Raw genomic sequence first — 23,699 nt, forward strand, 5'->3', positions numbered from 1 at the left:
GTGGGCTTTTTTGCATCAGGGGAAAGTGTAATGAAAGTAAAATGGCAACGGCGTTCTCTGACGACATTGATCGGTATTTGCATATCGACTCCGCTCTGGGCACAAACTCAAGCGACAAATCAAGCTGAGTCCACAGCAGCGACACAGACGACAGCGCAAACAACCGCCACCACATCGCAGCAAGAGCCTGCTGTGGCCGGTGGGTCGGCAACCACCGGAGATACGCTGGTGGTGACCGCTCAACAGCAAGTTCGTCAGGCGCTGGGGGCATCCACTATCACCGCAGAAGATATCCGCAAACGGCCACCCGCGAATGACCTGTCCGAAATTATCCGCACCATGCCGGGTGTTAATCTTTCCGGTAACTCTGCCAGTGGTCAGCGTGGCAATAATCGCCAAATTGATATTCGTGGCATGGGACCTGAAAATACGCTGATTATGATTGATGGCATACCGGTCTCCAGCCGTAATGCGGTGCGTTATGGCTGGCGTGGTGAACGTGATACCCGTGGTGATACCAACTGGGTTCCCGCGAATATGGTTGAGAAAATAGAAGTTTTACGCGGGCCGTCAGCGGCACGCTATGGCAACGGTGCAGCCGGTGGTGTAGTGAATATCATCACCAAACAGCCGGACAAAGAACTACATGGTAGCTGGAACGCCTATATGAACCTGCCGCAGCACAGCGAGGAAGGCGCGACTCGTCGTACCGATTTCAGTCTGTTGGGGCCGCTAAGTGATACCGTCAGTTTCCGCTTGTATGGCGGATACAATAAAACCGATGCTGATGATTGGGATATTAACCAAGGCCATGAATCTGCCCGTACCGGTAACCAGGCCGGTACACTGCCTGCTGGCCGTGAAGGGGTACGAAATAAAGATATCAACGGGTTACTGCGTTGGGAATTTGCCCAAGGCCAATCTCTGGAGTTCGAGGCAGGTTATAGCCGCCAGGGAAATATTTATGCCGGTGATACACAAAACACAAACAGCAATGCCATAGTTCGCAGCTTATACGGTGCGGAAACTAACGTGATGTACCGCGATAATTTCTCGCTAACACACCGTGGCTTTTGGGATAACGGCGTCAGTACAACCTCCTATTTTCAGTATGAAGATACGCGCAACTCACGAATTAATGAGGGGCTGGCGGGCGGTACAGAAGGCATATTCTCAAATAAATATTTCAGTACTATCAAGCTGGACAACTATCTGGCCCACTCCGAGGTTAACCTGCCATTTGAATTGGGCGTTAATCAGGTGCTGACCGTGGGGGCGGAATGGAATGACCAGAAAATGAACGATCCAAGCTCTAATACCCAAACGACGAGTGAGGGTGGCAGTGTCAGCGGCTTGACGGGGACTGGGCGTAATACTCGTAGCTCGGCGCAGATAGCCTCGGTATTTGTTGAGGATAATATCGAGTTGACGGATACCACCATGCTCACCCCAGCACTGCGCTTTGATCATCACAGCACCGCGGGAAGTAACTGGAGTCCGGGCCTGAATCTGTCACAGGAACTGGGTGATTACTTCACCATGAAAATGGGTATTGCCCGTTCTTATAAAGCGCCAAATCTCTATCAAACCAACCCTAACTATCTGTTATATAGCCGTGGTCAAGGTTGCTATGGCGGTGGCGGCAGTTGCTACCTGATGGGTAATGATTCTCTGTCTGCTGAAACCAGCGTAAACAAAGAGATCGGGTTCGAGTTCCACGATGACGGCATTATTGCCGGTATCACTTACTTCCGTAATGATTATCGTAATAAGATCGAGCCGGGTTTGGTCTCCCTCGGGACTGCCAGTGGTGGTACCGGTACTTATGCTAATTCCGATATCTTCAAGTGGAGTAACGTGCCGAAAGCGTTGGTGGAAGGGTTGGAAGGTAATCTGACCGTGCCCTTCACTGAGACAGTACAGTGGAGCAGCAATCTGACCTACATGCTGGAGTCGAAGAACAAAAGCACCGGCGATTACTTATCGATCACGCCGGAGTTTACTTTGAATAGTTCACTGAACTGGCAGGCAACTGATGATTTGTCACTGCTATCCACGGTGACCTGGTATGGGCGTCAGAAGCCGAAAAAATATGACTATCAAGGTCTGCCGGTTACGGGTACGGCACGCAATGAAGTCAGCCCATATGCCATCTTTGGTCTCAGTGCTAGCTATACAGTGACAAAAAATGTCAGTGTCACCACTGGGATTGAAAACCTGTTCGACAAACGCCAGTTCCGTGCCGGGAATGCTCAGAGCGTAGCCGGTATCGCGGGTGCAGGGGCAGCGACTTACAATGAGCCGGGCCGGACCTATTTTGTTAGCTTGAATACCCAATTCTAAATGCCCTTCATACTTGGGGCATAGAGTCTTTTATCAAAGCAGAAACAGTGGTTATCGACTGTTTCTGCTTCATTTATCGCCACAATATCTTCCCTTCGTTATTTATCACCCTAAAAGTCATATCAATAGCACGAGATTCTCATAGAGAGATGGTATCCATTCATTTACTGTGGTTATCATACAGCGGTGTTTTTGCGGATATTGCCCTACGGTGAGAGGCTAACTGAGAGCCATTATCAATACTTCAGGTGATTACACTGCGCTCAACGATTCAGCAAAAATTTAATGTTGCTTTTATGTGAACGAATTAACACTGAGTTCAAATACTGGTATGCTGGCTGGGCAAACTGGGCATCTTACTTACACCTACTGCATCAGTGATGATGGCTGGTGGCTACTGATAGCCTGGAAATATACCCAATAGATTTCAAGGTGCAGGAAGGCGGCCAACGAGAGAGTCCCGATGAGCTTACATAAGTAAGTGATTCGGGTGAGCGAGAGCAGCCAACACATCTGCGGTTTGAAAGATGATGGGTATAAATGACAATAAAAGCGAGGAGAGAGTCGTGCTAGAAGAATACCGTAAGCACGTAGCCGAGCGTGCTGCTGAGGGTATCGTCCCCAAGCCATTAGATGCATCACAAATGGCCGCGCTGGTTGAATCATTAAAAAATCCGCCGGCGGGCGAAGAAGAATTTTTGTTAGATCTGCTGATCAACCGTGTTCCACCCGGTGTTGATGAAGCAGCCTACGTTAAAGCCGGTTTCCTGGCGGCGATTGCCAAGGGTGAAGCCAACTCCCCTCTGATTAACGCTGAAAAAGCGATTGAACTGCTTGGCACTATGCAGGGCGGTTATAACATTCATCCGCTGATTGATGCGTTAGATAACGAAAAGCTGGCACCGATTGCGGGCAAAGCGTTATCTCACACCTTGCTGATGTTTGATAACTTCTACGATGTGGAAGAAAAAGCCAAAGCGGGTAACCCACACGCCAAGAAGGTGATGCAATCCTGGGCTGATGCCGAATGGTATCTCTCCCGACCGCCTTTGGCCGAAAAAATCACGGTCACCGTATTCAAAGTAACCGGTGAAACCAATACCGATGATTTGTCCCCGGCGCAAGATGCCTGGTCGCGCCCTGATATTCCACTACATGCCTTGGCGATGCTGAAAAATGCCCGTGAAGGCATTCACCCAGATCAACCGGGTAGCGTTGGCCCGATCAAACAGATCGAAGAACTGAACAAAATCGGTTTCCCGCTGGCCTACGTCGGTGATGTAGTCGGTACCGGTTCTTCCCGTAAATCCGCCACTAACTCGGTGCTGTGGTTTATGGGCGACGACATCCCTTACGTGCCGAACAAGCGCGGCGGCGGTGTGGTGCTGGGCAGCAAAATTGCCCCGATCTTCTTTAACACGATGGAAGATGCCGGTGCTTTGCCAATCGAAGTGGATGTTGCCAATCTAAACATGGGCGACGTGATTGATATCTTCCCGTATCTCGGCGAAGTACGCCGCCATGATACTGGTGAGATACTCGCGACCTTCGAGCTGAAAACTGACGTGTTGCTGGACGAAGTCCGTGCTGGTGGGCGTATTCCACTGATTGTTGGCCGTGGCTTGACCACTAAAGCTCGTGAGTCGCTGGGTCTGCCAGTCAGCGAAGTATTCCGTGTGGCGAAGCCGGTTGCCAAAAGCAATAAAGGCTTCTCGCTGGCACAGAAAATGGTTGGCCGCGCATGTGGTGTTGAAGGTGTGCGCCCAGGCGAATACTGCGAACCTAAGATGACCTCGGTCGGTTCACAAGACACCACCGGCCCGATGACCCGTGATGAACTGAAAGACCTGGCCTGTCTGGGCTTCTCCGCTGATTTGGTGATGCAGTCATTCTGTCATACTGCCGCTTATCCTAAGCCCGTTGATGTGACCACTCACCATACTTTGCCTGATTTCATTATGAACCGTGGTGGCGTATCGCTGCGTCCTGGTGATGGCATCATCCACTCGTGGTTGAACCGCATGCTGTTGCCAGATACGGTTGGTACCGGTGGTGATTCCCATACTCGTTTCCCGATTGGGATCTCCTTCCCGGCAGGTTCTGGTTTGGTGGCCTTTGCGGCCGCAACAGGTGTAATGCCTTTGGACATGCCTGAATCGGTGCTGGTGCGTTTTAAAGGTAAAATGCAGCCGGGTATCACTCTGCGTGATCTGGTGCATGCAATTCCTTACTACGCGATTCAGGAAGGCCTGCTGACGGTTGAGAAGCAAGGCAAGAAGAACATCTTCTCTGGCCGAATTCTGGAAATTGAAGGCCTGCCAGAGCTGAAAGTCGAACAGGCATTCGAGTTGGCCGATGCTTCCGCTGAACGTTCTGCTGCTGGTTGTACCATTAAATTGGATAAAGCGCCGATCACTGAATACCTGCAATCCAATATCGTCTTGTTGAAGTGGATGATTGCGGAAGGCTACGGCGACCGCCGTACGCTGGAGCGACGGGTTAATGGTATGGAAAGCTGGCTGGCGAATCCAAATCTACTGGAAGGCGATGCCGATGCGGAATATGCAGCGGTAATCGAAATCGATCTGGCTGATATCACACAACCTATTCTGTGTGCGCCAAACGATCCAGATGATGCTCGCTTGTTGTCTGATGTGGCTAACAGCAAGATCGATGAAGTGTTTATCGGTTCTTGCATGACCAACATTGGCCACTTCCGTGCGGCGGGTAAGTTGCTGGATCAACATAAAGGCCAATTGCCAACACGTTTGTGGGTTGCACCGCCGACCAAAATGGATGCCGCACAGTTGACTGAAGAGGGCTACTACAGCGTCTTTGGTAAGAGTGGTGCCCGTATTGAGATTCCGGGCTGTTCACTGTGTATGGGTAACCAGGCTCGTGTGGCTGATGGTGCGACAGTGGTTTCTACGTCAACCCGTAACTTCCCGAATCGCTTGGGGAATGGGGCAAATGTCTATCTGGCGTCGGCTGAACTGGCGGCGATTGCATCACTGCTGGGGCGTCTGCCAACGCCTGAGGAATATCAAACTTATATGGCTCAGGTTGATAAGACCGCAGAGGATACTTATCGCTACCTGAACTTCGATCAGTTGAGCCAATATACGGACAAAGCTGACGGTGTTATCTTCCAAACCGCAGTCTAAACAGCTATACCCTTTGTCTTTGGAGTTACAGGGCTGTTAGCTTGCCGCCTATCTGTAACACCAATTACTTTGGGTATGATGTATAATACGTATCTGACGGGAGGCCTATGGCCTCCCGTTTCTATTTTAAACAAACCGTCTGGTAGTGAAATCTTAGTGGTATTTACCGGCTTTGCGAGCTTGCGCCAAGTGGGTGGGCTAAATACGGTTACAATAATTATAAGAGCATCAGGAGGGCATGCTATGGACTATGAATTCTTGCGTGATTTAACAGGGCAAGTGCTGGTCAGATTCTCCATGGGACATGAAGTGATCGGCCATTGGCTCAATGAAGAGATTAAGGGCGACCTGGCGAAACTCGATCAAATTGAAGCTGCCGCTATGGAAGTGAAAGGCAGTGAGCGCCAGTGGCAGTTGACCGGCCATGAATATACCTTGTGGCTGGATGGGGAAGAAGTGATGGTGCGTGCCAATCAACTGGATCTAGACGGCGATGAGATGGAAGAGGGCATGAATTACTATGATGAAGAAAGCCTCTGTCTGTGCGGGTTAGAGGACTTTCTGCTGGTATTGAAAGGCTATCGTAACTTCATTACTTCTAAATAAAATATTTACTCAAAGAACTTGGAGTTGCTGCCAACCTGCGGCTTCAAGTCCGAAGGGGATTGCGGCTGGCAGACCAGCACAGCAGAGAACCTACCACCACCATCGCCACTCCAGGCCAGAAAGCGGCTGAGGGCAGGGTATTGAGCCACAAGCTGGCAATCAATATCGATAGCAGTGGTGTGAAGTAGGATAGAGCAGCCACTAATGTGGCATTGCCCTTTTTCATGGCAATATCCCAACACAGATAGGCCAGCGCAGTGTTGGCTCCCATAAGTAACAGTTCAAATGTTGCCCGTGTGGTGAAATGCAACTTGCCGGGGGTCAGCATAAAGAACATGACCCACAAACACAGGGCGCAGGCGAGTAAAAACAGCGGCAACGCCCCTGGTCCACGGCTGTACAAACGGACCAGATTGGAATAAGCCGCCCAGGTAAACGCCGCGATGAGTGCCAGGCTGTAGGCCAGAGGGTTACTGCGAACATTGGTGCTCAATACGTTGATATCTAGTCCGTTTCCACCGCTGACTACCCAGATTACACCGAATAGAGCAAGTGCAACTCCCAGCCATAACCACCAACGGGCACGCAGCTTAAGTAATGGAACCGCTAACAGCAAGGTTAAACTCGGCCACAGGTAATTGATCAAGCCAATTTCCAGTGTCTGCTGACGGTCATTAGCCATACCAATAGCCAAAGCGAACGCCACCATATACACCACAAATAGTAAACCACAACCGTACAGATAAGCTGGATGCTGTCCACGTAACGTAGGTTTACCCGCCACCAACCACACCAAAACTCCACTCAGGCTGTAAATTGCCGCTCCGGCCCCAAACGGACCCAAGGTTTCAGATAGTCCGCGCGTTAAAGCGACACTCATGCTCCAAAGCAGGATTGCAATAATGCCATATAGGGTGGGGAGGCGGTTCATTCGCGGGGTCATTCCTTGAGTTGGAGGTATTAACCGGGCAAAAAGAGTTATGCCCGATTAATCGGTTTCTTGTCTGACTTATTACTGATTAATAACATATAAATACAGTGGTATTACCGGCAACGTATCACATTTCTGGCACATTGCGGCCATAGTAGATTTCCTGCATCTCTTTATATAACAGGCGAGTAATACGTTCTCTTTCTGCGGCACTCAGCTCTTCCGGCTTGGCGTTAAACAGGTAATGCTTCAAATCGAAGTCTTTCAACATCATCTTGGTATGAAAGATGTTTTCTTGATAAACATTCACATCCATCATGTGATACAGCGACTTCATATCGTCAGACATGAAATTCTGAATCGAGTTGATCTTATGATCGATAAAATGCTTTATCCCATTGATATCACGGGTAAAACCTCGCACGCGATAATCCATCGTAACAATGTCGGACTCCAACTGATGGATAAGGTAATTCAGGGCTTTCAGCGGTGAAATCACTCCGCAGGTAGAGACTTCGATATCTGCGCGGAAAGTGCATAACCCCGCTTCAGGGTGGCTTTCTGGGTAGGTATGAACGCAGATATGGCTCTTGTCCAAATGGGCAACCACTGCATTTGGCAGCGGGCCGGGGTGCTCAGAGGTATCAACATCGCGCGGATCGACCGGTTCTTCGCTGACCAGAATGGTAACACTCGCCCCCTGAGGGTCGTAATCCTGACGTGCGACATTCAATATATTTGCGCCAATGATCGAGCAGGTTTCGCTCAAGATCTCGGTCAGGCGGTTGGCGTTGTACTGTTCGTCAATGTAGGCGATATAGCCATCGCGGTCGTCTGCGGTCTCGGCATAACAAATATCGTAAATACAAAAACTCAGGCTTTTGGTCAGGTTGTTGAAGCCGTGTAGTTTAAGCTTGGACAATTTAGTTCACCTCCTTATTTGGCTGTTAAGGCATCCAGCAGATACTGCGGCAAGGCAAAGCTGCCGACATGAATGGCTGGGTTATAGTAGCGGCAGTTTAGGCCTGCTTCAGCAAAACGCTGTTGTAGCGTGGCAAGATCCAACTGACGCAGCGAGGGGTTCTGAGTCGCCCACGCGAAGGTCATAATACCGCCATAATAGGTCGGAATTGCGGCCTGATAAAAACTGACATCACTGAAATAGTGGTTAAGCTTATTGTGGCTGCCGACGGCTTCATCCTGTTGTAGGAAGCATACGCCGTTTTGCGCCACAAAAATGCCGCCTTGGTTCAGGCTACGGGCACATCCCTCGTAGAAAACTGAGGTAAACAGGCTTTCTCCTGGGCCGATGGGATCGGTACAGTCGGAGATGATGACATCGAATTTTTCAGTGCTCTGGTTAACGAAGTTAACACCATCATCAATAACTAATGTGAAACGAGGATCGTCATAGGCACCCGCACTGTGATTCGGCAGATATTGGCGGCAGAACTCCACGACACCGGCGTCAATTTCCACCATGGTAATCTGTTCGATATTTTTATGGCGGCTGACTTCACGCAGCATGGCACCATCACCACCACCGATGATAAGTACCTTCTTCACCTGACCGTGGGCCAGTAACGGCACATGAGTCATCATTTCGTGATAGATAAACTCATCGCGCTCGGTCGTCTGAACCACGCCATCCAGTGCCATGACACGGCCCAGCACGGGATTTTCAAAAATCACCAGATCCTGATGCTCGGTTTTCTCGTGGTACAGCACATTTTCTACTGAAAAATACTGACCGAAGTTGGCATGCAATGTTTCATACCATAGTTCTTTCTGTGACATGTTCGGGGCTTCTCCTTCGCAGTAACAGCCATGAAAAATGGGGGCAACATCATAGCCAACTCTGGATGAGGTTGCACGGTGGAATTTCAGACTGAAAGGATAAAGGCGGGATTGTTAGTTCGCGTAAGCCAATAAACTCAACGAGTCACGGGCCAGAGACTTGCATTTGGTAGGAACTGGAATAGCAATACCACGCAGGTCGCGATAACTCTCTTCGCCCAACGCTTTCATATTAAAGCTATTATAGTTACGCAGGTCCCAGCGATTTTGCTGAGCAAAATAGACGATAGCCCGTTTGATTTCGTTATTGGGTAATTCGTTATAACCACAATCATTTTTCAGATAGACAAATACCGCAGTCAGATCCGCAAGATCTTCTGCTTCGGATTCACTTAATGCAGAACTGGCAGATGAAAATCCGCACAGAGTAAGCAGCAGCATAACTAACGTTGTTCTTTTCATAGCGGAAACAGGCTTGTTCATTGTTAACAGACGTTATCACACTGTGATGGTTCAGAGTAAATTTTATTATACCCTTCGTAGTTGAAGCCGCAGGGTTGTTAGCGATGCAGGTGACTCTCCCGCACCATGCGCCTTGCCAGGCGAGGTTACTGCAAGCAGATTTATCACCAGAATCACTTACCTGATTTGGATTGATTCACCAAGTGATTGATTACGTCTTGACCTTCCTGTAAGGGGAGGGTTTAAGCTCACAGACTGCTGTTTTTGTGTCTTGCAGGCACTCACTCATTATCAAGATGGAGACGACCATGCATCGCCGTGATTTTATTAAGTTAACGGCAGCTCTTGGAGCCGCCACTTCACTGCCGTTATGGAGCCGCGCGGCCTTGGCCGCAGATTTCTCACCACTGCCTATTCCACCTCTGCTCCAGCCCGATGCCAATAGCAAAATTAATTTGAATATCCAGACCGGTACTGTGGCCTGGCTACCCTCCGCAGCAACGCAGACCTGGGGTTATAATGGCAATCTACTGGGGCCTGCCATCCGTTTGCAACGAGGCAAACCGGTCACTATTGATATCACTAATTCCCTACCAGAAGCGACCACGGTGCACTGGCACGGACTGGAAATCCCCGGCGAAGTGGACGGTGGTCCACAGGCACTGATTCAACCCGGCACAACCCGGCAGGTTGTTTTTAGTGTCGATCAACCGGCGGCTACCTGCTGGTTCCATCCCCACACTCATGGGAAAACTGGCCAGCAAGTGGCCATGGGCTTAGGCGGATTGGTCCTGATCGATGACAGTGAGAGCGAGAAACTTCCTCTGCCAAAGCTGTGGGGTGTAGATGATATTCCGGTTATTTTGCAGGATAAATTACTGGGTAAAGATGGGCAGATTGATTATCAGTTAGATGTGATAACGGCGGCTGTTGGTTGGTTTGGCGATCGGATGTTTACCAATGGAGCACACTATCCGCAGCAAATCACCCCACGCGGTTGGGTGCGGCTAAGGCTGCTCAATGGCTGTAATGCCCGCTCCCTTAATTTGGCACTCAGCGATGGCCGCCCGATGTATGTGATTGCCAGCGACGGTGGCTTACTGGCCGAACCGGTAGCCGTGCGTGAGTTGCCAATACTGATGGGTGAACGTTTTGAGGTGCTGGTGGATACCGCTGATGGTAAGCCGCTTGATCTGGTTACTTTGCCAGTGAAACAGATGGGTATGACCCTGGCCCCGTTCGATAAGCCATTACCGGTATTGCGCATTCAGCCATCACTGGCCGCCGGTAGCAAGGTGCTCCCGGATTCGCTGGTTGTGGTACCGGCATTAGCCGATGCCACTGGCCTGCAAGAGCGCTGGTTCCAACTGATGATGGATCCGAAATTGGATATGTTAGGGATGCAAGCGCTGATGAGCCGTTATGGTATGCAAGCAATGGCTGGCATGAACATGGGTAACGGTGCCATGAATGGCATGGATCACAGTAATATGGCCGGTATGGAGAGTGGCAATATGAAAGGCATGGCGAGTGGCGCGATGAAAGGTGCGGCAGCTTTTGATTTCAGCCATGCCAATATGATTAACGGCAAACCGTTCTCGATGACTGAACCGGCGTTTGACGCGAAGCTCGGGAAATTCGAGAAGTGGACCGTTTCTGGTGAAGGCGACATGATGTTACATCCTTTCCATGTCCACGGGACACAGTTCCGTATTTTGACAGAAAACGGCAAACCACCGGCAGAGCATCGCCGTGGCTGGAAAGATATTGTACGAGTGGAAGGTGCTCGCAGTGAGATATTAGTGCGTTTTAGTCACCTCGCACCAGCCAGTATGCCTTATATGGCCCACTGCCATCTGTTGGAACATGAAGATACTGGCATGATGTTGGGTTTTACCGTCAGCGCTTAGGGGGTATCAACAGGTTATGTGTGCGGCGGGTGAGTCCGTCGCAACATCGCTTAGGCTATGGTAAACTCAGCGGCTTTCTTGTGGCAAGTAACGTAAAAAAGCGACGTAAATACTTATGAAACACACTGTAGAAGTCATGATTTCCGAGCAGGAAGTCAAAGCCCGAATTGCCGAATTAGGCCGCCAAATCTCCGAACACTACCGCGACAGCGGCAGTGAAATGGTGCTGGTCGGGTTGCTCCGTGGCTCATTTATGTTTATGGCTGACTTATGCCGTGCCATTGATGTTTCCCATGAAGTCGATTTTATGACGGCGTCCAGCTACGGCAATGGCATGAGTACCACGCGAGATGTGAAAATCCTGAAAGATTTAGATGAAGATATCCGTGGTAAGGATGTGCTGATTGTTGAAGATATAATCGACTCCGGTAATACATTAAGTAAAGTGCGTGAAATTCTGCAATTGCGTGGGCCGAAGTCACTGGCTATCTGCACGTTGCTGGATAAACCAGAGCGTCGCGAAGTTCAGGTGCCGGTTGAGTGGGTCGGCTTCGCCATTCCTGATGAATTTGTGGTGGGTTACGGTATCGATTATGCTCAAAGATATAGACATCTTCCTTATGTAGGAAAGGTTGTCATGTTTGACGAGTGATCAGGAACGGCTACTGTGCGTCGCCATTTTGAGATTACGCAGTACTTAGAATCCTCACGTACTACGTGTACGCTCCGGTTGTTGCGTGCTGGGCGCACTCAAACTGACTTAGCTCGCTACGCCTTATTTGCCGCTGGTCACTGCACGTCAATATTTTGAGTTCGAGTGTCTTTAGCAGCATTTAGGGATGGGAGAGGGTGTGCTTGAACACCCTCCCTGGCGACTGTTCAGTCTTTTCTATTAGGTTGCAGTAACTTTGCCATCGCTTCACGGTAAAGGACTTCAAGGCTACTGAGGCTGGTGGCCGAGACTTTCAAATCAGTCAGTTTGCCATCTTCAATACCATAGACCCAGCCGTGAATCATGGCTTTCTGCCCACGCTTCCAGGCGGACCGGACAATAGTCGAATGACCCAGGTTATAGACTTGTTCTACGACATTGATTTTACATAACATATCGCTGCGTTCTTCTTGTGGTAGCTCACCCAGCAGTGAGCTGTGCTTATACCAAAGATCACGAATATGCAGTAACCAGTTATCGATAAGGCCCATCTCTTCACCTTTGATCGCCGCTTCGACACCGCCACAACCAAGGTGACCACAGATAATGATGTGTTCGACCTGCAAAACATCGATGGCGTATTGCACCACGGACAAGCAGTTGAGATCCGTATGGATAACCAGATTGGCTACATTGCGGTGAACGAATAATTCACCCGCTTTTAGACCAGTTAGTTGCTCTGCGGGGACGCGGCTGTCTGAACAGCCAATCCACAGAAAACGGGGTTTCTGGGCTTGCGCCAGGTGTTCAAAAAAATCGGGGTCATCTTTACTGATAGAGTTTGACCACATGTCATTGTTCGCGAGGAGCTTCTCTATTTCTTTCATTAATGTAAATAGCCTGTAATGAACGGATTGCGATAAGATAATATACGGCAAGGATGACGATTTTGAAATCGGAACAGTGACCCTGTTGATCGCGCAATTTTCGTCTGCGTAACATCTTCTCGGTATCGACCCATGATCCCTTCTGCTCCCCGTAACTTGCCCTGACAGGCGAGCTAAGCAAGGCATGGGTATGCTGTTATCGCTGAGAAACTCATAGAATAAGGTTCTTTTTTACTTATGACATATGCACTGGAAATAACGCAACTAACCAAAACCTATGCAGGTGGCGTTCAGGCACTACGTGGCATTGATCTGCGCGTAGAGGCAGGTGATTTTTATGCCCTGCTTGGGCCGAATGGTGCGGGTAAATCGACCACCATTGGTATTATCAGTTCATTAGTGAACAAAACGTCCGGTAAGGTACAAGTTTTTGGTTACGATATTGATAACGATATCGTGAATGCCAAACGCCAACTTGGGTTAGTACCACAGGAGTTTAACTTCAACCCATTCGAGACGGTGTTGCAGATTGTGATTACCCAAGCGGGGTATTACGGCGTCACGCGGCGTGAGGCGTTACAACGTGCCGAGAAATACCTCACTCAGTTGGATTTGTGGAGCAAACGCAATGAGCGCGCTATCCGGCTGTCGGGCGGGATGAAGCGCCGTTTGATGATTGCGCGTGCGCTGATGCATGAGCCGAAGTTGCTAATCCTTGATGAACCTACCGCTGGGGTGGATATCGAGTTACGCCGCTCGATGTGGGGGTTCCTGAAAGAGCTGAATGCGCAGGGGACCACCATTATTCTGACTACTCACTATCTGGAAGAAGCAGAAATGCTGTGCCGTAACATTGGTATTATCCAGAATGGTGAACTGGTGGAAAATACCACCATGAAGCAGTTGCTTGGCAAACTTGAGTCAGAAACCTTTATTTTTGATTTGGGTATTAAAAGCCCGCTACCTAAGCTGGAAGGTTATGGCTATCGTCTGACGGACACCTCAACGCTGGAGGTTGATGTTAAGCGTGAGCAAGGTCTGAATGGTTTATTCAGTCAATTGAACGCTCAGGGAATTCAGGTACAAAGTATGCGCAACAAGGCTAACCGTCTGGAAGAGCTATTTGTCACCTTGGTTAATGGTAACGGGGGAGAGAAAGCATGACCCGCCTATATTGGGTAGCATTACAGAGTATTTGGATCAAAGAAATCACGCGTTTTGCTCGTATCTGGATTCAAACACTGGTACCACCGGTGATTACTATGTCGCTCTATTTCGTTATTTTCGGCAACCTGATTGGTGCCCGAATTGGTGATATGGGCGGTTTTAATTATATGCAATTTATCGTTCCCGGCTTGATTATGATGGCGGTTATCACCAACTCATATGCCAACGTCGCTGCATCGTTCTTTGGTGCTAAATTCCAGCGCAGTATTGAAGAGTTGCTGGTAGCACCGGTACCCACACATATTGTGATTATCGGTTATGTCGGTGGTGGGGTCGCCCGTGGGATCTGTGTCGGTATTCTGGTAACGATTATCTCACTGTTCTTCGTACCGTTGCATGTCCACTCTTGGTCAATGATTGCACTGACATTGATGCTGACGGCCATTCTGTTTTCCCTCGGTGGGTTACTGAATGCGGTATTTGCCAAAACGTTCGATGATATCAGCCTGGTGCCTACTTTTGTGCTGACCCCCTTGACGTATCTGGGCGGGGTCTTTTACTCGCTATCATTACTGCCCCCTTTTTGGCAGGCGGTATCGAAACTAAATCCCATTGTGTACATGATAAGCGGGTTTCGTTATGGCTTCCTTGGGATTTCTGATGTGCCATTGGTATTGACCATTGGTGTTTTGGTGGTATTCATCGCGGTGTTTTATGCGTGGGCTTGGTATTTGATAGAGCGTGGTCGTGGGCTACGCACCTAATACCCTTCGGCCTTGACGTTACAGCGGTGTTGGCTACGTTCACTTACCCGAATCACTTACTACTGTAAGCTCATCGGGATGCGCTGACTTGCCGCCTTGCTGTAACGCCAATGACTTTGGGTATTCTTTTCGGCCTTGACGTTACAGCGGTGTTGGCTACGTTCACTTACCCGAATCACTTACTACTGTAAGCTCATCGGGATGCGCTGACTTGCCGCCTTGCTGTAACGCCAATGACTTTGGGTATTCTTTTCGGCCTTGACGTTACAGCGGTGTTGGCTACGTTCACTTACCCGAATCACTTACTGCTGTAAGCTCATCGGGATGCGCTGACTTGCCGCCTTGCTGTAACGCCAATGATTTTGGCTATTAGCAGAGATTGATCGTGAATTATTAGTTAGTTAATTGTTGTTAATACTGGAATTTAAACGTAATAAATAATGTCCCCATCTAATATCGTCTTTCTCAACTTCTGGCGTCTCGTGCTATGCTGGCGCACCAGATTTTCCCCTTTTCAATTCAGCGCCAAATGCGCATAAGTAGAACGATAATGTGGCATAAAAACAGAATAGCTATTGGGATGCTACTCGGTCTTGTCATGTCGGTAATGATACCGGCAACCCATGCAGATCTCTTACCTGATGAAGCAACACTTACGCCTAAATATATGGTTGCACAGCGTGATAGCGAAATATATTCACTGGTTGGTGAGAAGGTCATTCCTGTCGGTGAGATTAAAGAAGATCAACTTATTCAGGTTTTACCCGCCGCGGCAGAATACTATGAATTTAAATTTGGTAATGGCATCGGCTTTATTGATAAGGACGATTTAGAAGATATCAACAAAGCACGAAAAACCAACGATATCTTGGGTGATTTGAATAAACCCCTGCCCAATCAAAATATATTGATCAAGCGCGAAACTCCTGTCTATCTGGCGGCGGATGTGCGCAGTGAGCAGTTTGCTACGCTGGTAGATAACTTGCGTTATCCTATCGTGGGTAAATTGAAAGGCCGGTTAGGGAATACCTGGTATCAGGTCAATATTGGTGATCGCTTAGGCTATGTCAGTAGTGTCGATGCTGAAATCGATAACGGCATCCCGATCCTGACCTATCACCATATGTTGAAGAATGAGGAGAATAAACGTTTCCTCAATACATCAACCACCACCTCTGATGCGGCATTCAGTAACCAGATGACCTATCTCAAGCAGACAGGTTACGACACGATTTCGCTCTATCAGCTTGAAGGTTATCTCAATAACAAGATTAATCTGCCCGCAAAAGTTGTAGTACTGACCTTTGACGATGGTCTTAAATCGGTCCACCGCTACGCATATCCTATATTGAAAGAAAATGGCTTCCGGGCTACGGCGTTTATTATTTCATCACGAATTAAGCGCCATCCACAAAAATGGAACCCTGATTCATTACAGTTTATGAGTATCTCTGAATTGAAAGAGATTCAGGATGTATTTGATGTTCAGTCTCATACTCATTTTTTACACCGGACTGATAATAAACGTAACCCTATCTTATTGAGCCGTTCTTATCACAATATTGTTTTTGATTTTGAACACTCACGACGAGCGTTATCTCAATTTAATCCGCACGTGATCTTTCTGTCATATCCGTTCGGTGGCTTTAATCAAACTGCGATTGATGCTGCTAAAAATGCCGGTTTCCATTTGGCGGTGACCACCATACAAGGCAAGGTTAAACCCGGTGATAATCCGTATACCCTCAAACGGCTTTATATTCTGCGTACTGATTCAATACCGACTATGGCAGAGCGTATTGCCAATGAACCTGGCCAGCCGGTTGCCCCTGCACCTGCGGTGATGGAGTCGGATTAACAACTCGATGGTATGAAGAGGATATGAAAGATGGTGCTCTGGTAAGGCACCATTTTTTATCTTGAAAGACCAAGAATACAGGTGAGCAAACGTGGCTAACCTGAGCCTTCAGTAAGAAGGATATTACCCAAAGTAATTGGAGTCGCAGGTAGGCCAGCAAGTAAACGCATCCCGAGGAGCTGACTGAAGTCAGTGATTCGGGTAAGTGAACGTAGCTAACACCCCTGCGGCTTCAAGTACAAAGGGTAATTAAGCGACTTGAACCGGTACCGCTTTAGCTTTGCGTTGCAGTTGATTCTGACCTTCAAAATACGCCACTTTAGGGTGGTGCAATCGGGCATCAGCATCAGACATCTGTACGTAGGAACAGATGATCAGCTTATCACCGACACAAGCACAACGCGCCGCGGCACCGTTCACCGAGATAATCCGTGAACCGCGTTCGGCGGAGATAGCATAAGTGGAAAAACGCTGACCATTATCAACGTTATAAATATCAATGGCTTCGTATTCCAGAATGCCAGCGGCTTCCAGAAAATCCTGATCGATAGCGCAGGAACCTTCATAGTGCAAATCAGCTTGAGTGACTTTGACCCGATGCAGTTTGCCTTGCAACATAGTGCGTATCATAACTCTTACCTTTGACCCCGGTTATTACCCAGAATAAGTCTGGCATCCTATCCCATCATCGATTGATTTAGGGAGAAGCATCCAGTTTTGCTGATTTTATACCGCTTGTCTATGGCTCAGCGATTGAGTGATAAAAACAGGAGACTAAAACGGGTCTGCGGCTAGCGGAACAGGGACTTGCTATCAAGCCCCCGATCCCATCGGTCTATCGGTTGCTTGTGCAGACTTTGGTCGCAGATATAGGCATACTGGGTCGCCACTAGGGGTGGAGATTGTGTATTTATTGGTGTTAATGTTCATTCTTATATTTAATATAAATTCGTCATTTTTATCAGTAATAGTGAAATGTTGCTCTTGGTTATTAGACCCCTTAGGCTGAGAAAATCTCTCTTCATATCCTGGTGCTGCTAACTGTTTTAATTGATTAAATGCTTTTGCTATGTTGCCGCGAATTTCCTCCGGGTTCATTGCATCGGTATTATTCAGAGGATGGTACAGTTGATAGAGACAATCCAATGCTTCAGCATGATGGGTACAACAGAAAAAGTCCTTTATTATCTCCCATAAACTCATCGATGGTGGTAGTGTTTTTTCCGCTATATTTGCGATGACTGAGTGACTAATCTCAGTGGAAAACAGATGATTTCCAACCCTAATTCCCATCTTCAACCCCCTTTTATTTATGCGATGTATTACATACAAAAGGCAGAGAAAATGCTTTCGGGTTAACACCTTGTTTGGTGAAGAATAAGAGGAGCAGGGAAGGGGGATGTGCGGTGAAAACCGGGCTCGGCCGCTATTCACCGCAGTCAGGGGTTAACTACGCAAATCAACCTGTTGGTTATCAATCAGGCGTGCTTTACCCAGCCAGGCGGCCAGCAGGATAACGGCTTGTTGACTGTCGATGGTCAATGGTTGCAAAGTGTGGGCATCGCGGATAAACAGTTCATCCGGGGTAAAACCGGCATGGCGTAATTGCTCTGCGGTGTCAGCCAGCAAATCATCAATCTGCCTTTCACCCAAGATCAGTTTCTCGGCCAGAGCTTGCATTATCTTATTGAGCTGCGGGGCGATTTTTCGCTCTTCAGCCGTCAGATAGCCATTGCGGGAACTCAGTGCCAGACCATCTTTCGCCCGCACAATCGGCACCCCGACAACATTGATGTCATAGCCCATATCCGCCACCATTTTACGGATCAGTGCCAGTTGCTGATAATCTTTTTCACCAAAACAGGCAACATCTGGTTGCACCAGATTGAACAGTTTGCTGACGATAGTGGATACACCACGGAAATGACCAGGGCGACTGGTACCTTCTAAAATAGTAGACAGGGCAGGGACGTCGACATAGGTCTGGCTTTCCAGACCGGCTGGATAGACATCGACTGCCGCAGGGGCGAATACCAGATCCACACCGTGACGGGTCAACTTCTCGCAATCTTCCTGCAAAGTGCGTGGGTAGCGAGCTAAATCATCCGGGCGTTCAAATTGCAGCGGATTGACAAAAATACTCACGACCACCACATCGGCACGGGTTTTGGCATCTTCCACTAATGTCATATGCCCTTCATGCAGGTTACCCATGGTTGGTACCAGTGCAACTCGCTTTCCTTCCTGACGCCAACGGCGAATTTGCTGACGCAATAGCGGCAGGGTTTCAATAATCAGCATTCTTCTCTCCGATACCGGTCATCTTTCAAATTGCAGGTGTGTTGGCTGCGGTGATTACTCGACCCATTCATGGGCCTCGCCTCTGCTTGCCGCCTTCCTGCATCTTGAAATCTATTGGGTATAAATAGGATGTAATAGCAGCGTATTATCCGCAAAATTTACTGGAATGTATGTTCTTCCGCCGGATATAGGCCACTTTCAACTTCCTGAATATACAGCTTAATGGCGGCGCGAATATCACCGGCACTTTGTGCCAGGAAATTCTTACTGAATTTAGGGGTATGACCGCCAGTAATGCCCAGCGCATCGTGCATAACCAGTATCTGCCCGTCAGTGACATTACCAGCACCAATACCAATCACCGGAATAGCCAGCTCTTCGCTAACCCGTTTTGCCAGTTCTACTGGCACGCATTCCAGTACCAATAATTGCGCCCCCGCGAGTTCAAGTGCCAGTGCATCTTTCAGTAGCTGATTTGCTGCTACTTCTTCGCGGCCTTGTACTTTGTAGCCACCGAAGATATTAACTGACTGCGGGGTTAATCCCAGATGCCCGCATACCGGAACGGCACGTTCAGCGAGCATGCGCACGGTATCACATAACCAGCTACCGCCTTCCAGTTTGACCATATTGGCCCCGGCGCGCATCAACTCTGCGGCATTAGTAAATGTTTGCTCTGGTGTGGCATAACTCATGAAGGGCATATCTGCCAATAATAGGCAATGAGGCGCACCTCGGCGCACCGCACGGGTGTGATAAGCCACATCCGCGGTGGTTACTGGCAGAGTCGAGTCGAAGCCTTGTAACGTCATACCGAGCGAATCACCCACCAGCAGTACCTCAATACCTTGCTCGACAAACAACTGGGCAAAACTGGCATCATAGGCTGTCAGTGTGGCGAACTTACGCTTTTCTTGTTTCCATTGACGCAAGTGGCTCATGGTGGTGGCTTTCATCACTCTTTTCTCCTGAGACAAGGGGTTAAGATGGTGGGGATATCAGATAGGGATGCTATATGTTGAATTAGGCAAGTATGAGTTACCAAGGCACCAGACCGTTTTTATCCACCCATTTAAGGCGTTCTGATAATGCTTCGCCATCGGGGAAAATCAGGTCAGGTGCGATATCAGCCAGCGGATAGAGCATAAACTCGCGCTCTTTCAAACCATAGTGCGGCACAGTCAGGCGATCGGTTGTTATCACCTGTGAGCCATACAGCATGATATCCAGGTCCAGCGTTCGTGGCCCCCAGCGTTGTTCTTTCCTTACCCGGCCCTGATTGCGTTCAATGGCTTGAGTGTGGTCCAGCAGTTGCTCGGGTGGTAGTGAGGTATCTAACGCTACCACGGCATTAAGAAAATCTGGCTGATCTTGTGGGCCTAACGGTTTGGTGCGATAAAATGGCGAACATGCAACTAACCGGGTGCGTGGCAGATGCTCCAACGCTTCCAGGGCGGTTTTAACCTGTTGCAGTGGCATAGCCTGATTGCTGCCTAACGCGATATAGACCCGGATCATGATGCGAATTATGCCCCTTCTTTACGTGGTGCTGGCTTACGTGGGCGGCGGGGACGAGAGCGTCGTGGTGCCGGATCAGCCCCTAACGTATTCAGCATGGTTTTCTGCTGTAGCGGTGTGGCTTCCTGGAACTCCCCCCACCATTGTGTCAAACGCTGCAACTCATGGTTATTTTCCACTTCAGCCCGCAGCGCTAACAGATCATAAGCAGCACGGAATTTCGGATGTTCCATCAACTTGTGCGCACGTTTACCCTGACGGCGAGACAGGCGCAGTTGCAGCAGCCAGATATCTCGTACCAGTGAGGTAATACGTTTTGGAACGGCCAGCGAACGGCACTCTTCATCCAGCACATCATTCATTGCCAGGGCAAAGGCATCGTAATACGCCAAACCGCTTTCCTGCGTCAGTTTTTGCGCATGTTCAATCAACGGATACCAAAGCATAGCCGCAAATAAGAACGCTGGGTTGACGCGTTGATCATTATGCAAACGATGGTCAGTATTTTTTAGTACCTGAACCAGAATGCGCTCCATCGGAGAGTCATGCTGCTCAGTGAAATTGCGTGCAATCAGTGGAAATAATGGTTGGAACAACTGATATTCACACAGTTTTAAATAGGTTTTATAACCATAACCCGATTGCAACAGTTTGAGTGATTCTTCAAACAGGCGCGCTGGCGGGATCTCGTGCAGTAATGAGGCCAGACGTGGGATCGGCTCAGCGGTTTCCGGGCTGATCGTCATATCCAATTTGGCGGCAAAACGCACTGCACGCAGCATGCGCACGGGATCTTCACGGTAACGAGTTTCAGGATCACCAATCAGCCGGATAATGCCTTCTTTCAGATCACGCAAGCCACCGGTGTAATCACGCAGGGCAAAATCAGAAATACCGTAGTAGAGGCTGTTAATGGTGAAATCACGGCGCTGAGCATCATCTTCGATGGTGCCAAAAATATTGTCACGCAGCAGCATGCCATTTTGCGCTTGCTGGGAAGAGTTCTTGTCGCTATCTTCCGCCGGTTGTTGCTCATGGTGGCCACGGAAAGTGGCAACTTCAATGATCTCAGGGCCAAACATGACATGGGCCAGGCGAAAACGGCGGCCAACCAGACGACAGTTACGGAATAATTTCCGCACTTGTTCTGGTGTCGCGCTGGTGGTGATATCAAAATCTTTCGGTTTTTTGCCCAGTAACAGGTCGCGGACGCCGCCGCCAACCAGATAGGCTTCATAGCCTGATTTATTCAGGCGATAGAGAACCTTCAGCGCATTATCGCTGATTTCTCTACGGGAAATATTGTGCTGATCTCGCGGAATAATCGTCATCGCACTCTGTTGTGAAGCAGGCACCGCATGATTCTTGCGGCCAGTATTTGTTCTGGCAGGCCTTTTCTCTTTGCGGGCCACGCTATCTTCACCGGGCACTTTATCTTTACGGGCACTACCATCACGGACAGCTTTGTTATCGCGTTCTGATTTATCATCGCGAATCAGTACCTTACGGCAGAAATTGGCTACTCGGGTAAAAATGGTACACCTCGATAGTGGCTAATAAATAACAGAACTACAGAAAAACAGCGGCTAATCATAGCTCACCGTGCTTACTTTGAGAATGCCGTTGTGTTTTCAGTGACTGCTATTGTCCCGTGAAGCGGAATTGCTGCCAACGTCCAATTTTCGACTGCAAAACGTAATAATAACGGTAAATCAAGATCTTGCCAGCATTCTGGCAGCGGTTGATGTAAAAACTTCAATGCATCAACCAAAATCGGGCGCGGATCGCCATCCGGTAGCGGTGTTGCATGGTTTTGCTTGGATAACTTATTACCGTCATGATTCAGTGCCAATGGCAAGTGCAAATAGCTCGGAACGGGCTGTTGTAACTGTTGGTAGAGGGCTATTTGGCGCACGGTAGGTTCAATCAAATCAGCCCCACGCACAATTTCTGTCACGCCTTGAAAAGCATCATCAACCACCACAGCTAAATTATAAGCAAACAAGCCATCTCTGCGGCGGATAATAAAATCCTCTTGTGCCAGCGCAGATTCAACATGCAACTCACCCAGTAATTTATCATAAAAGGCATAAATCGGCTGTGTCTGTCGCAAACGAATGGCGGCACTATCAGCAGGTAAATGGCGGTCACGGCAATAACCGTCGTAGAATCCCCCTAGCTGTTGAATGCGGCTGCGTGTACACGTGCAGTAATAACTCAGGCCCTGCTGTTTCAACCAGTCTAATGTGGTGCGATAGGCTTCATGACGCTGGGACTGATAGATAACCTGACTGTCCCAATGGAGGCCATAGTGATCTAATACCGCCAGGATACGGGAAGCAGCTCCGGGAATTTCTCGAGGGGGGTCAATATCTTCAATGCGAACTAGCCAGTTCCCGCGTTGAGCACGGGCTTGCAGGTAACTTCCGAGTGCGGCAATCAGTGAACCAAAATGTAAATCACCAGACGGGGATGGGGCAAAACGGCCCACGTACTTATGTTGCCGAACATCGTGTTGCTGAACATAATGTTGCAGCACACTGGGCTGTTGAGTACTGATATCTTCGGACATAAAAAGGGAAGGGAATTCCGCGTAATAGATACGGTGCCGGAGGTGACTCTGGCACCGTGTTATACCCTTCATATTTGGAGTTGTAGGGTTGTTAGCTACGCCTCTCGCCCGAATTACTTACGTTTGTTAGCGCATCGGGATTCGTTCGCTTGCTGCCTATCTACAACGCCAATTTCATTGGGTATGCAGTTAGCCTGCCATCTGCTTTTCGCGGATTTCGGCCAGGGTTTTACAGTCAATGCACAAATCTGCAGTTGGCCGTGCTTCCAGACGACGGATACCAATTTCTACGCCACAAGACTCGCAGAAACCGAAATCGTCATCCTCGACTTTTTTCAGCGTTTTTTCGATCTTTTTAATCAGTTTACGCTCGCGGTCGCGGTTACGAAGTTCAAGACTAAACTCTTCTTCCTGCGCAGCACGGTCTACCGGATCAGGGAAATTAGCGGCTTCGTCTTGCATGTGCGATACAGTACGATCCACTTCATCCCTGAGCTGGTTGCGCCATGCTTCAAGAATCAGCTTGAAATGCGACAGCTGGGCGGCATTCATATACTCTTCGCCTGGCTTCTCTTGGTACGGTTCTACCCCAGCGATGGCGAGAATGCTCAAGGACGAGGTTTTACGTTTTTGCCCTTCTTGCATGATGCTTCTCCTACATTCATACGCACTATCGAAATCCCCAATACGGGGAAAAATCAGGCCGCTATAAATACCAGAAGGAAGGTAGGTTAGCAATTATTCCTGTCGCCTGCTTGACAATGGTG

The 23,699-nt window shown here is 48.9% G+C and carries 21 protein-coding genes; 8 read left to right on the forward strand and 13 right to left on the reverse strand.

Features of this window, described 5'->3' with window-relative positions; all coding sequences use genetic code 11:
• The first annotated feature begins 30 nt into the window (after window positions 1-30).
• The 3 genes from ACWJJO_RS03915 to yacL all read left to right on the forward strand — a co-directional run bounded on the left by ACWJJO_RS03915 (window position 31) and on the right by yacL (window position 6,113).
• A complete protein-coding gene (locus ACWJJO_RS03915; protein WP_481090654.1) occupies window positions 31-2,343 on the forward strand; it encodes a TonB-dependent siderophore receptor in 2,313 nt (770 codons plus the stop codon).
• A gap of 566 nt (window positions 2,344-2,909) precedes the next feature.
• A complete protein-coding gene (gene acnB, locus ACWJJO_RS03920; RefSeq protein ID WP_372568684.1) occupies window positions 2,910-5,507 on the forward strand; it encodes a bifunctional aconitate hydratase 2/2-methylisocitrate dehydratase in 2,598 nt (865 codons plus the stop codon).
• Between the two features lie 243 nt (window positions 5,508-5,750).
• A complete protein-coding gene (gene yacL / locus ACWJJO_RS03925; RefSeq protein WP_083160480.1) occupies window positions 5,751-6,113 on the forward strand; it encodes a protein YacL in 363 nt (120 codons plus the stop codon).
• Window positions 6,114-6,156: 43 nt separating this feature from the next.
• Here yacL and yddG read toward each other — a convergent pair whose 3' ends face one another.
• The 4 genes from yddG to ACWJJO_RS03945 all read right to left on the reverse strand — a co-directional run bounded on the left by yddG (window position 6,157) and on the right by ACWJJO_RS03945 (window position 9,303).
• The gene (yddG, locus tag ACWJJO_RS03930; RefSeq protein WP_083160478.1) at window positions 6,157-7,044 is read right to left on the reverse strand and encodes an aromatic amino acid DMT transporter YddG; all 888 of its coding nucleotides are present in this window, start codon (window positions 7,042-7,044) and stop codon (window positions 6,157-6,159) included.
• A 127-nt stretch (window positions 7,045-7,171) separates the two neighbouring features.
• A complete protein-coding gene (gene speD, locus ACWJJO_RS03935) occupies window positions 7,172-7,966 on the reverse strand; it encodes an adenosylmethionine decarboxylase (protein ID WP_083160476.1) in 795 nt (264 codons plus the stop codon).
• Between the two features lie 14 nt (window positions 7,967-7,980).
• Window positions 7,981-8,841, reverse strand: coding sequence for a polyamine aminopropyltransferase (gene speE, locus ACWJJO_RS03940; protein ID WP_083160474.1), 861 nt, complete (start codon window positions 8,839-8,841; stop codon window positions 7,981-7,983).
• A gap of 114 nt (window positions 8,842-8,955) precedes the next feature.
• Window positions 8,956-9,303, reverse strand: coding sequence for a YacC family pilotin-like protein (locus tag ACWJJO_RS03945; RefSeq protein ID WP_016266377.1), 348 nt, complete (start codon window positions 9,301-9,303; stop codon window positions 8,956-8,958).
• A gap of 308 nt (window positions 9,304-9,611) precedes the next feature.
• Between ACWJJO_RS03945 and cueO the strand changes: the two genes are divergently transcribed.
• Together cueO and hpt are read left to right on the forward strand one after the other, a co-directional pair.
• Window positions 9,612-11,213, forward strand: a complete 1,602-nt coding sequence (cueO, locus tag ACWJJO_RS03950; RefSeq protein WP_083160472.1) for a multicopper oxidase CueO — start codon at window positions 9,612-9,614, stop codon at window positions 11,211-11,213.
• Window positions 11,214-11,328: 115 nt separating this feature from the next.
• A complete protein-coding gene (gene hpt, locus ACWJJO_RS03955; protein ID WP_083160470.1) occupies window positions 11,329-11,865 on the forward strand; it encodes a hypoxanthine phosphoribosyltransferase in 537 nt (178 codons plus the stop codon).
• A gap of 227 nt (window positions 11,866-12,092) precedes the next feature.
• On the opposite strand, the gene can is transcribed toward hpt, so the two are convergent.
• The gene (gene can, locus ACWJJO_RS03960) at window positions 12,093-12,752 is read right to left on the reverse strand and encodes a carbonate dehydratase (protein ID WP_050086084.1); all 660 of its coding nucleotides are present in this window, start codon (window positions 12,750-12,752) and stop codon (window positions 12,093-12,095) included.
• Between the two features lie 237 nt (window positions 12,753-12,989).
• On the opposite strand from can, the gene ACWJJO_RS03965 reads away from it, so the two are divergent.
• The 3 genes from ACWJJO_RS03965 (at window position 12,990) to ACWJJO_RS03975 (ending at window position 16,541) form a co-directional block, all read left to right on the forward strand.
• Window positions 12,990-13,916, forward strand: coding sequence for an ABC transporter ATP-binding protein (locus ACWJJO_RS03965; protein ID WP_083160468.1), 927 nt, complete (start codon window positions 12,990-12,992; stop codon window positions 13,914-13,916).
• Entirely contained in the window at window positions 13,913-14,683 is a 771-nt protein-coding gene (locus ACWJJO_RS03970; protein WP_083160466.1) for an ABC transporter permease, read from the forward strand. The genes ACWJJO_RS03965 and ACWJJO_RS03970 overlap by 4 nt, the downstream gene beginning before the upstream one ends.
• A 550-nt stretch (window positions 14,684-15,233) precedes the next feature.
• Entirely contained in the window at window positions 15,234-16,541 is a 1,308-nt protein-coding gene (locus tag ACWJJO_RS03975; protein WP_481090655.1) for a polysaccharide deacetylase family protein, read from the forward strand.
• Window positions 16,542-16,790: 249 nt separating this feature from the next.
• Here the strand turns inward: ACWJJO_RS03975 and panD are convergent, their stop codons facing one another.
• From panD to dksA, 8 genes are all read right to left on the reverse strand, one after another.
• Window positions 16,791-17,171: an aspartate 1-decarboxylase gene (panD, locus tag ACWJJO_RS03980; RefSeq protein ID WP_481090656.1), complete on the reverse strand. Its 381-nt coding sequence runs from the start codon at window positions 17,169-17,171 to the stop codon at window positions 16,791-16,793.
• A 183-nt stretch (window positions 17,172-17,354) separates the two neighbouring features.
• Window positions 17,355-17,834: an SGNH/GDSL hydrolase family protein gene (locus ACWJJO_RS03985; RefSeq protein ID WP_083160464.1), complete on the reverse strand. Its 480-nt coding sequence runs from the start codon at window positions 17,832-17,834 to the stop codon at window positions 17,355-17,357.
• Window positions 17,835-17,987: 153 nt separating this feature from the next.
• Window positions 17,988-18,842: a pantoate--beta-alanine ligase gene (gene panC / locus ACWJJO_RS03990; RefSeq protein ID WP_481090657.1), complete on the reverse strand. Its 855-nt coding sequence runs from the start codon at window positions 18,840-18,842 to the stop codon at window positions 17,988-17,990.
• Between the two features lie 158 nt (window positions 18,843-19,000).
• Window positions 19,001-19,798, reverse strand: a complete 798-nt coding sequence (gene panB / locus ACWJJO_RS03995) for a 3-methyl-2-oxobutanoate hydroxymethyltransferase (protein WP_083160460.1) — start codon at window positions 19,796-19,798, stop codon at window positions 19,001-19,003.
• A gap of 82 nt (window positions 19,799-19,880) precedes the next feature.
• Window positions 19,881-20,360, reverse strand: coding sequence for a 2-amino-4-hydroxy-6-hydroxymethyldihydropteridine diphosphokinase (folK, locus tag ACWJJO_RS04000; protein WP_083160458.1), 480 nt, complete (start codon window positions 20,358-20,360; stop codon window positions 19,881-19,883).
• An 8-nt stretch (window positions 20,361-20,368) separates the two neighbouring features.
• Entirely contained in the window at window positions 20,369-21,691 is a 1,323-nt protein-coding gene (gene pcnB / locus ACWJJO_RS04005; protein ID WP_372559821.1) for a polynucleotide adenylyltransferase PcnB, read from the reverse strand.
• Window positions 21,692-21,966: 275 nt separating this feature from the next.
• On the reverse strand, window positions 21,967-22,932 hold the full coding sequence (gene gluQRS / locus ACWJJO_RS04010; protein WP_481090658.1) for a tRNA glutamyl-Q(34) synthetase GluQRS: 966 nt from the start codon (window positions 22,930-22,932) through the stop codon (window positions 21,967-21,969).
• A gap of 189 nt (window positions 22,933-23,121) precedes the next feature.
• Window positions 23,122-23,577, reverse strand: coding sequence for an RNA polymerase-binding protein DksA (gene dksA, locus ACWJJO_RS04015; protein WP_002209354.1), 456 nt, complete (start codon window positions 23,575-23,577; stop codon window positions 23,122-23,124).
• Window positions 23,578-23,699: the final 122 nt, after the last annotated feature.

It is taken from the genome of Yersinia antarctica (assembly GCF_056636475.1).

Coding starts and splice junctions, on each gene's coding strand:
- folK (WP_083160458.1), bottom strand. CDS start 20,360: ATGATCCGGGTCTATATCGCGTTAGGCAGCAATCAGGCTATGCCACTG.
- ACWJJO_RS03965 (WP_083160468.1), top strand. CDS start 12,990: ATGACATATGCACTGGAAATAACGCAACTAACCAAAACCTATGCAGGT.
- ACWJJO_RS03985 (WP_083160464.1), bottom strand. CDS start 17,834: ATGGGAATTAGGGTTGGAAATCATCTGTTTTCCACTGAGATTAGTCAC.
- panC (WP_481090657.1), bottom strand. CDS start 18,842: ATGCTGATTATTGAAACCCTGCCGCTATTGCGTCAGCAAATTCGCCGT.
- ACWJJO_RS03945 (WP_016266377.1), bottom strand. CDS start 9,303: ATGAAAAGAACAACGTTAGTTATGCTGCTGCTTACTCTGTGCGGATTT.
- dksA (WP_002209354.1), bottom strand. CDS start 23,577: ATGCAAGAAGGGCAAAAACGTAAAACCTCGTCCTTGAGCATTCTCGCC.
- can (WP_050086084.1), bottom strand. CDS start 12,752: ATGAAAGAAATAGAGAAGCTCCTCGCGAACAATGACATGTGGTCAAAC.
- ACWJJO_RS03915 (WP_481090654.1), top strand. CDS start 31: ATGAAAGTAAAATGGCAACGGCGTTCTCTGACGACATTGATCGGTATT.
- hpt (WP_083160470.1), top strand. CDS start 11,329: ATGAAACACACTGTAGAAGTCATGATTTCCGAGCAGGAAGTCAAAGCC.
- panB (WP_083160460.1), bottom strand. CDS start 19,798: ATGAAAGCCACCACCATGAGCCACTTGCGTCAATGGAAACAAGAAAAG.
- ACWJJO_RS03970 (WP_083160466.1), top strand. CDS start 13,913: ATGACCCGCCTATATTGGGTAGCATTACAGAGTATTTGGATCAAAGAA.
- speE (WP_083160474.1), bottom strand. CDS start 8,841: ATGTCACAGAAAGAACTATGGTATGAAACATTGCATGCCAACTTCGGT.
- pcnB (WP_372559821.1), bottom strand. CDS start 21,691: ATGACGATTATTCCGCGAGATCAGCACAATATTTCCCGTAGAGAAATC.
- panD (WP_481090656.1), bottom strand. CDS start 17,171: ATGATACGCACTATGTTGCAAGGCAAACTGCATCGGGTCAAAGTCACT.
- cueO (WP_083160472.1), top strand. CDS start 9,612: ATGCATCGCCGTGATTTTATTAAGTTAACGGCAGCTCTTGGAGCCGCC.
- yddG (WP_083160478.1), bottom strand. CDS start 7,044: ATGAACCGCCTCCCCACCCTATATGGCATTATTGCAATCCTGCTTTGG.
- yacL (WP_083160480.1), top strand. CDS start 5,751: ATGGACTATGAATTCTTGCGTGATTTAACAGGGCAAGTGCTGGTCAGA.
- gluQRS (WP_481090658.1), bottom strand. CDS start 22,932: ATGTCCGAAGATATCAGTACTCAACAGCCCAGTGTGCTGCAACATTAT.
- ACWJJO_RS03975 (WP_481090655.1), top strand. CDS start 15,234: ATGTGGCATAAAAACAGAATAGCTATTGGGATGCTACTCGGTCTTGTC.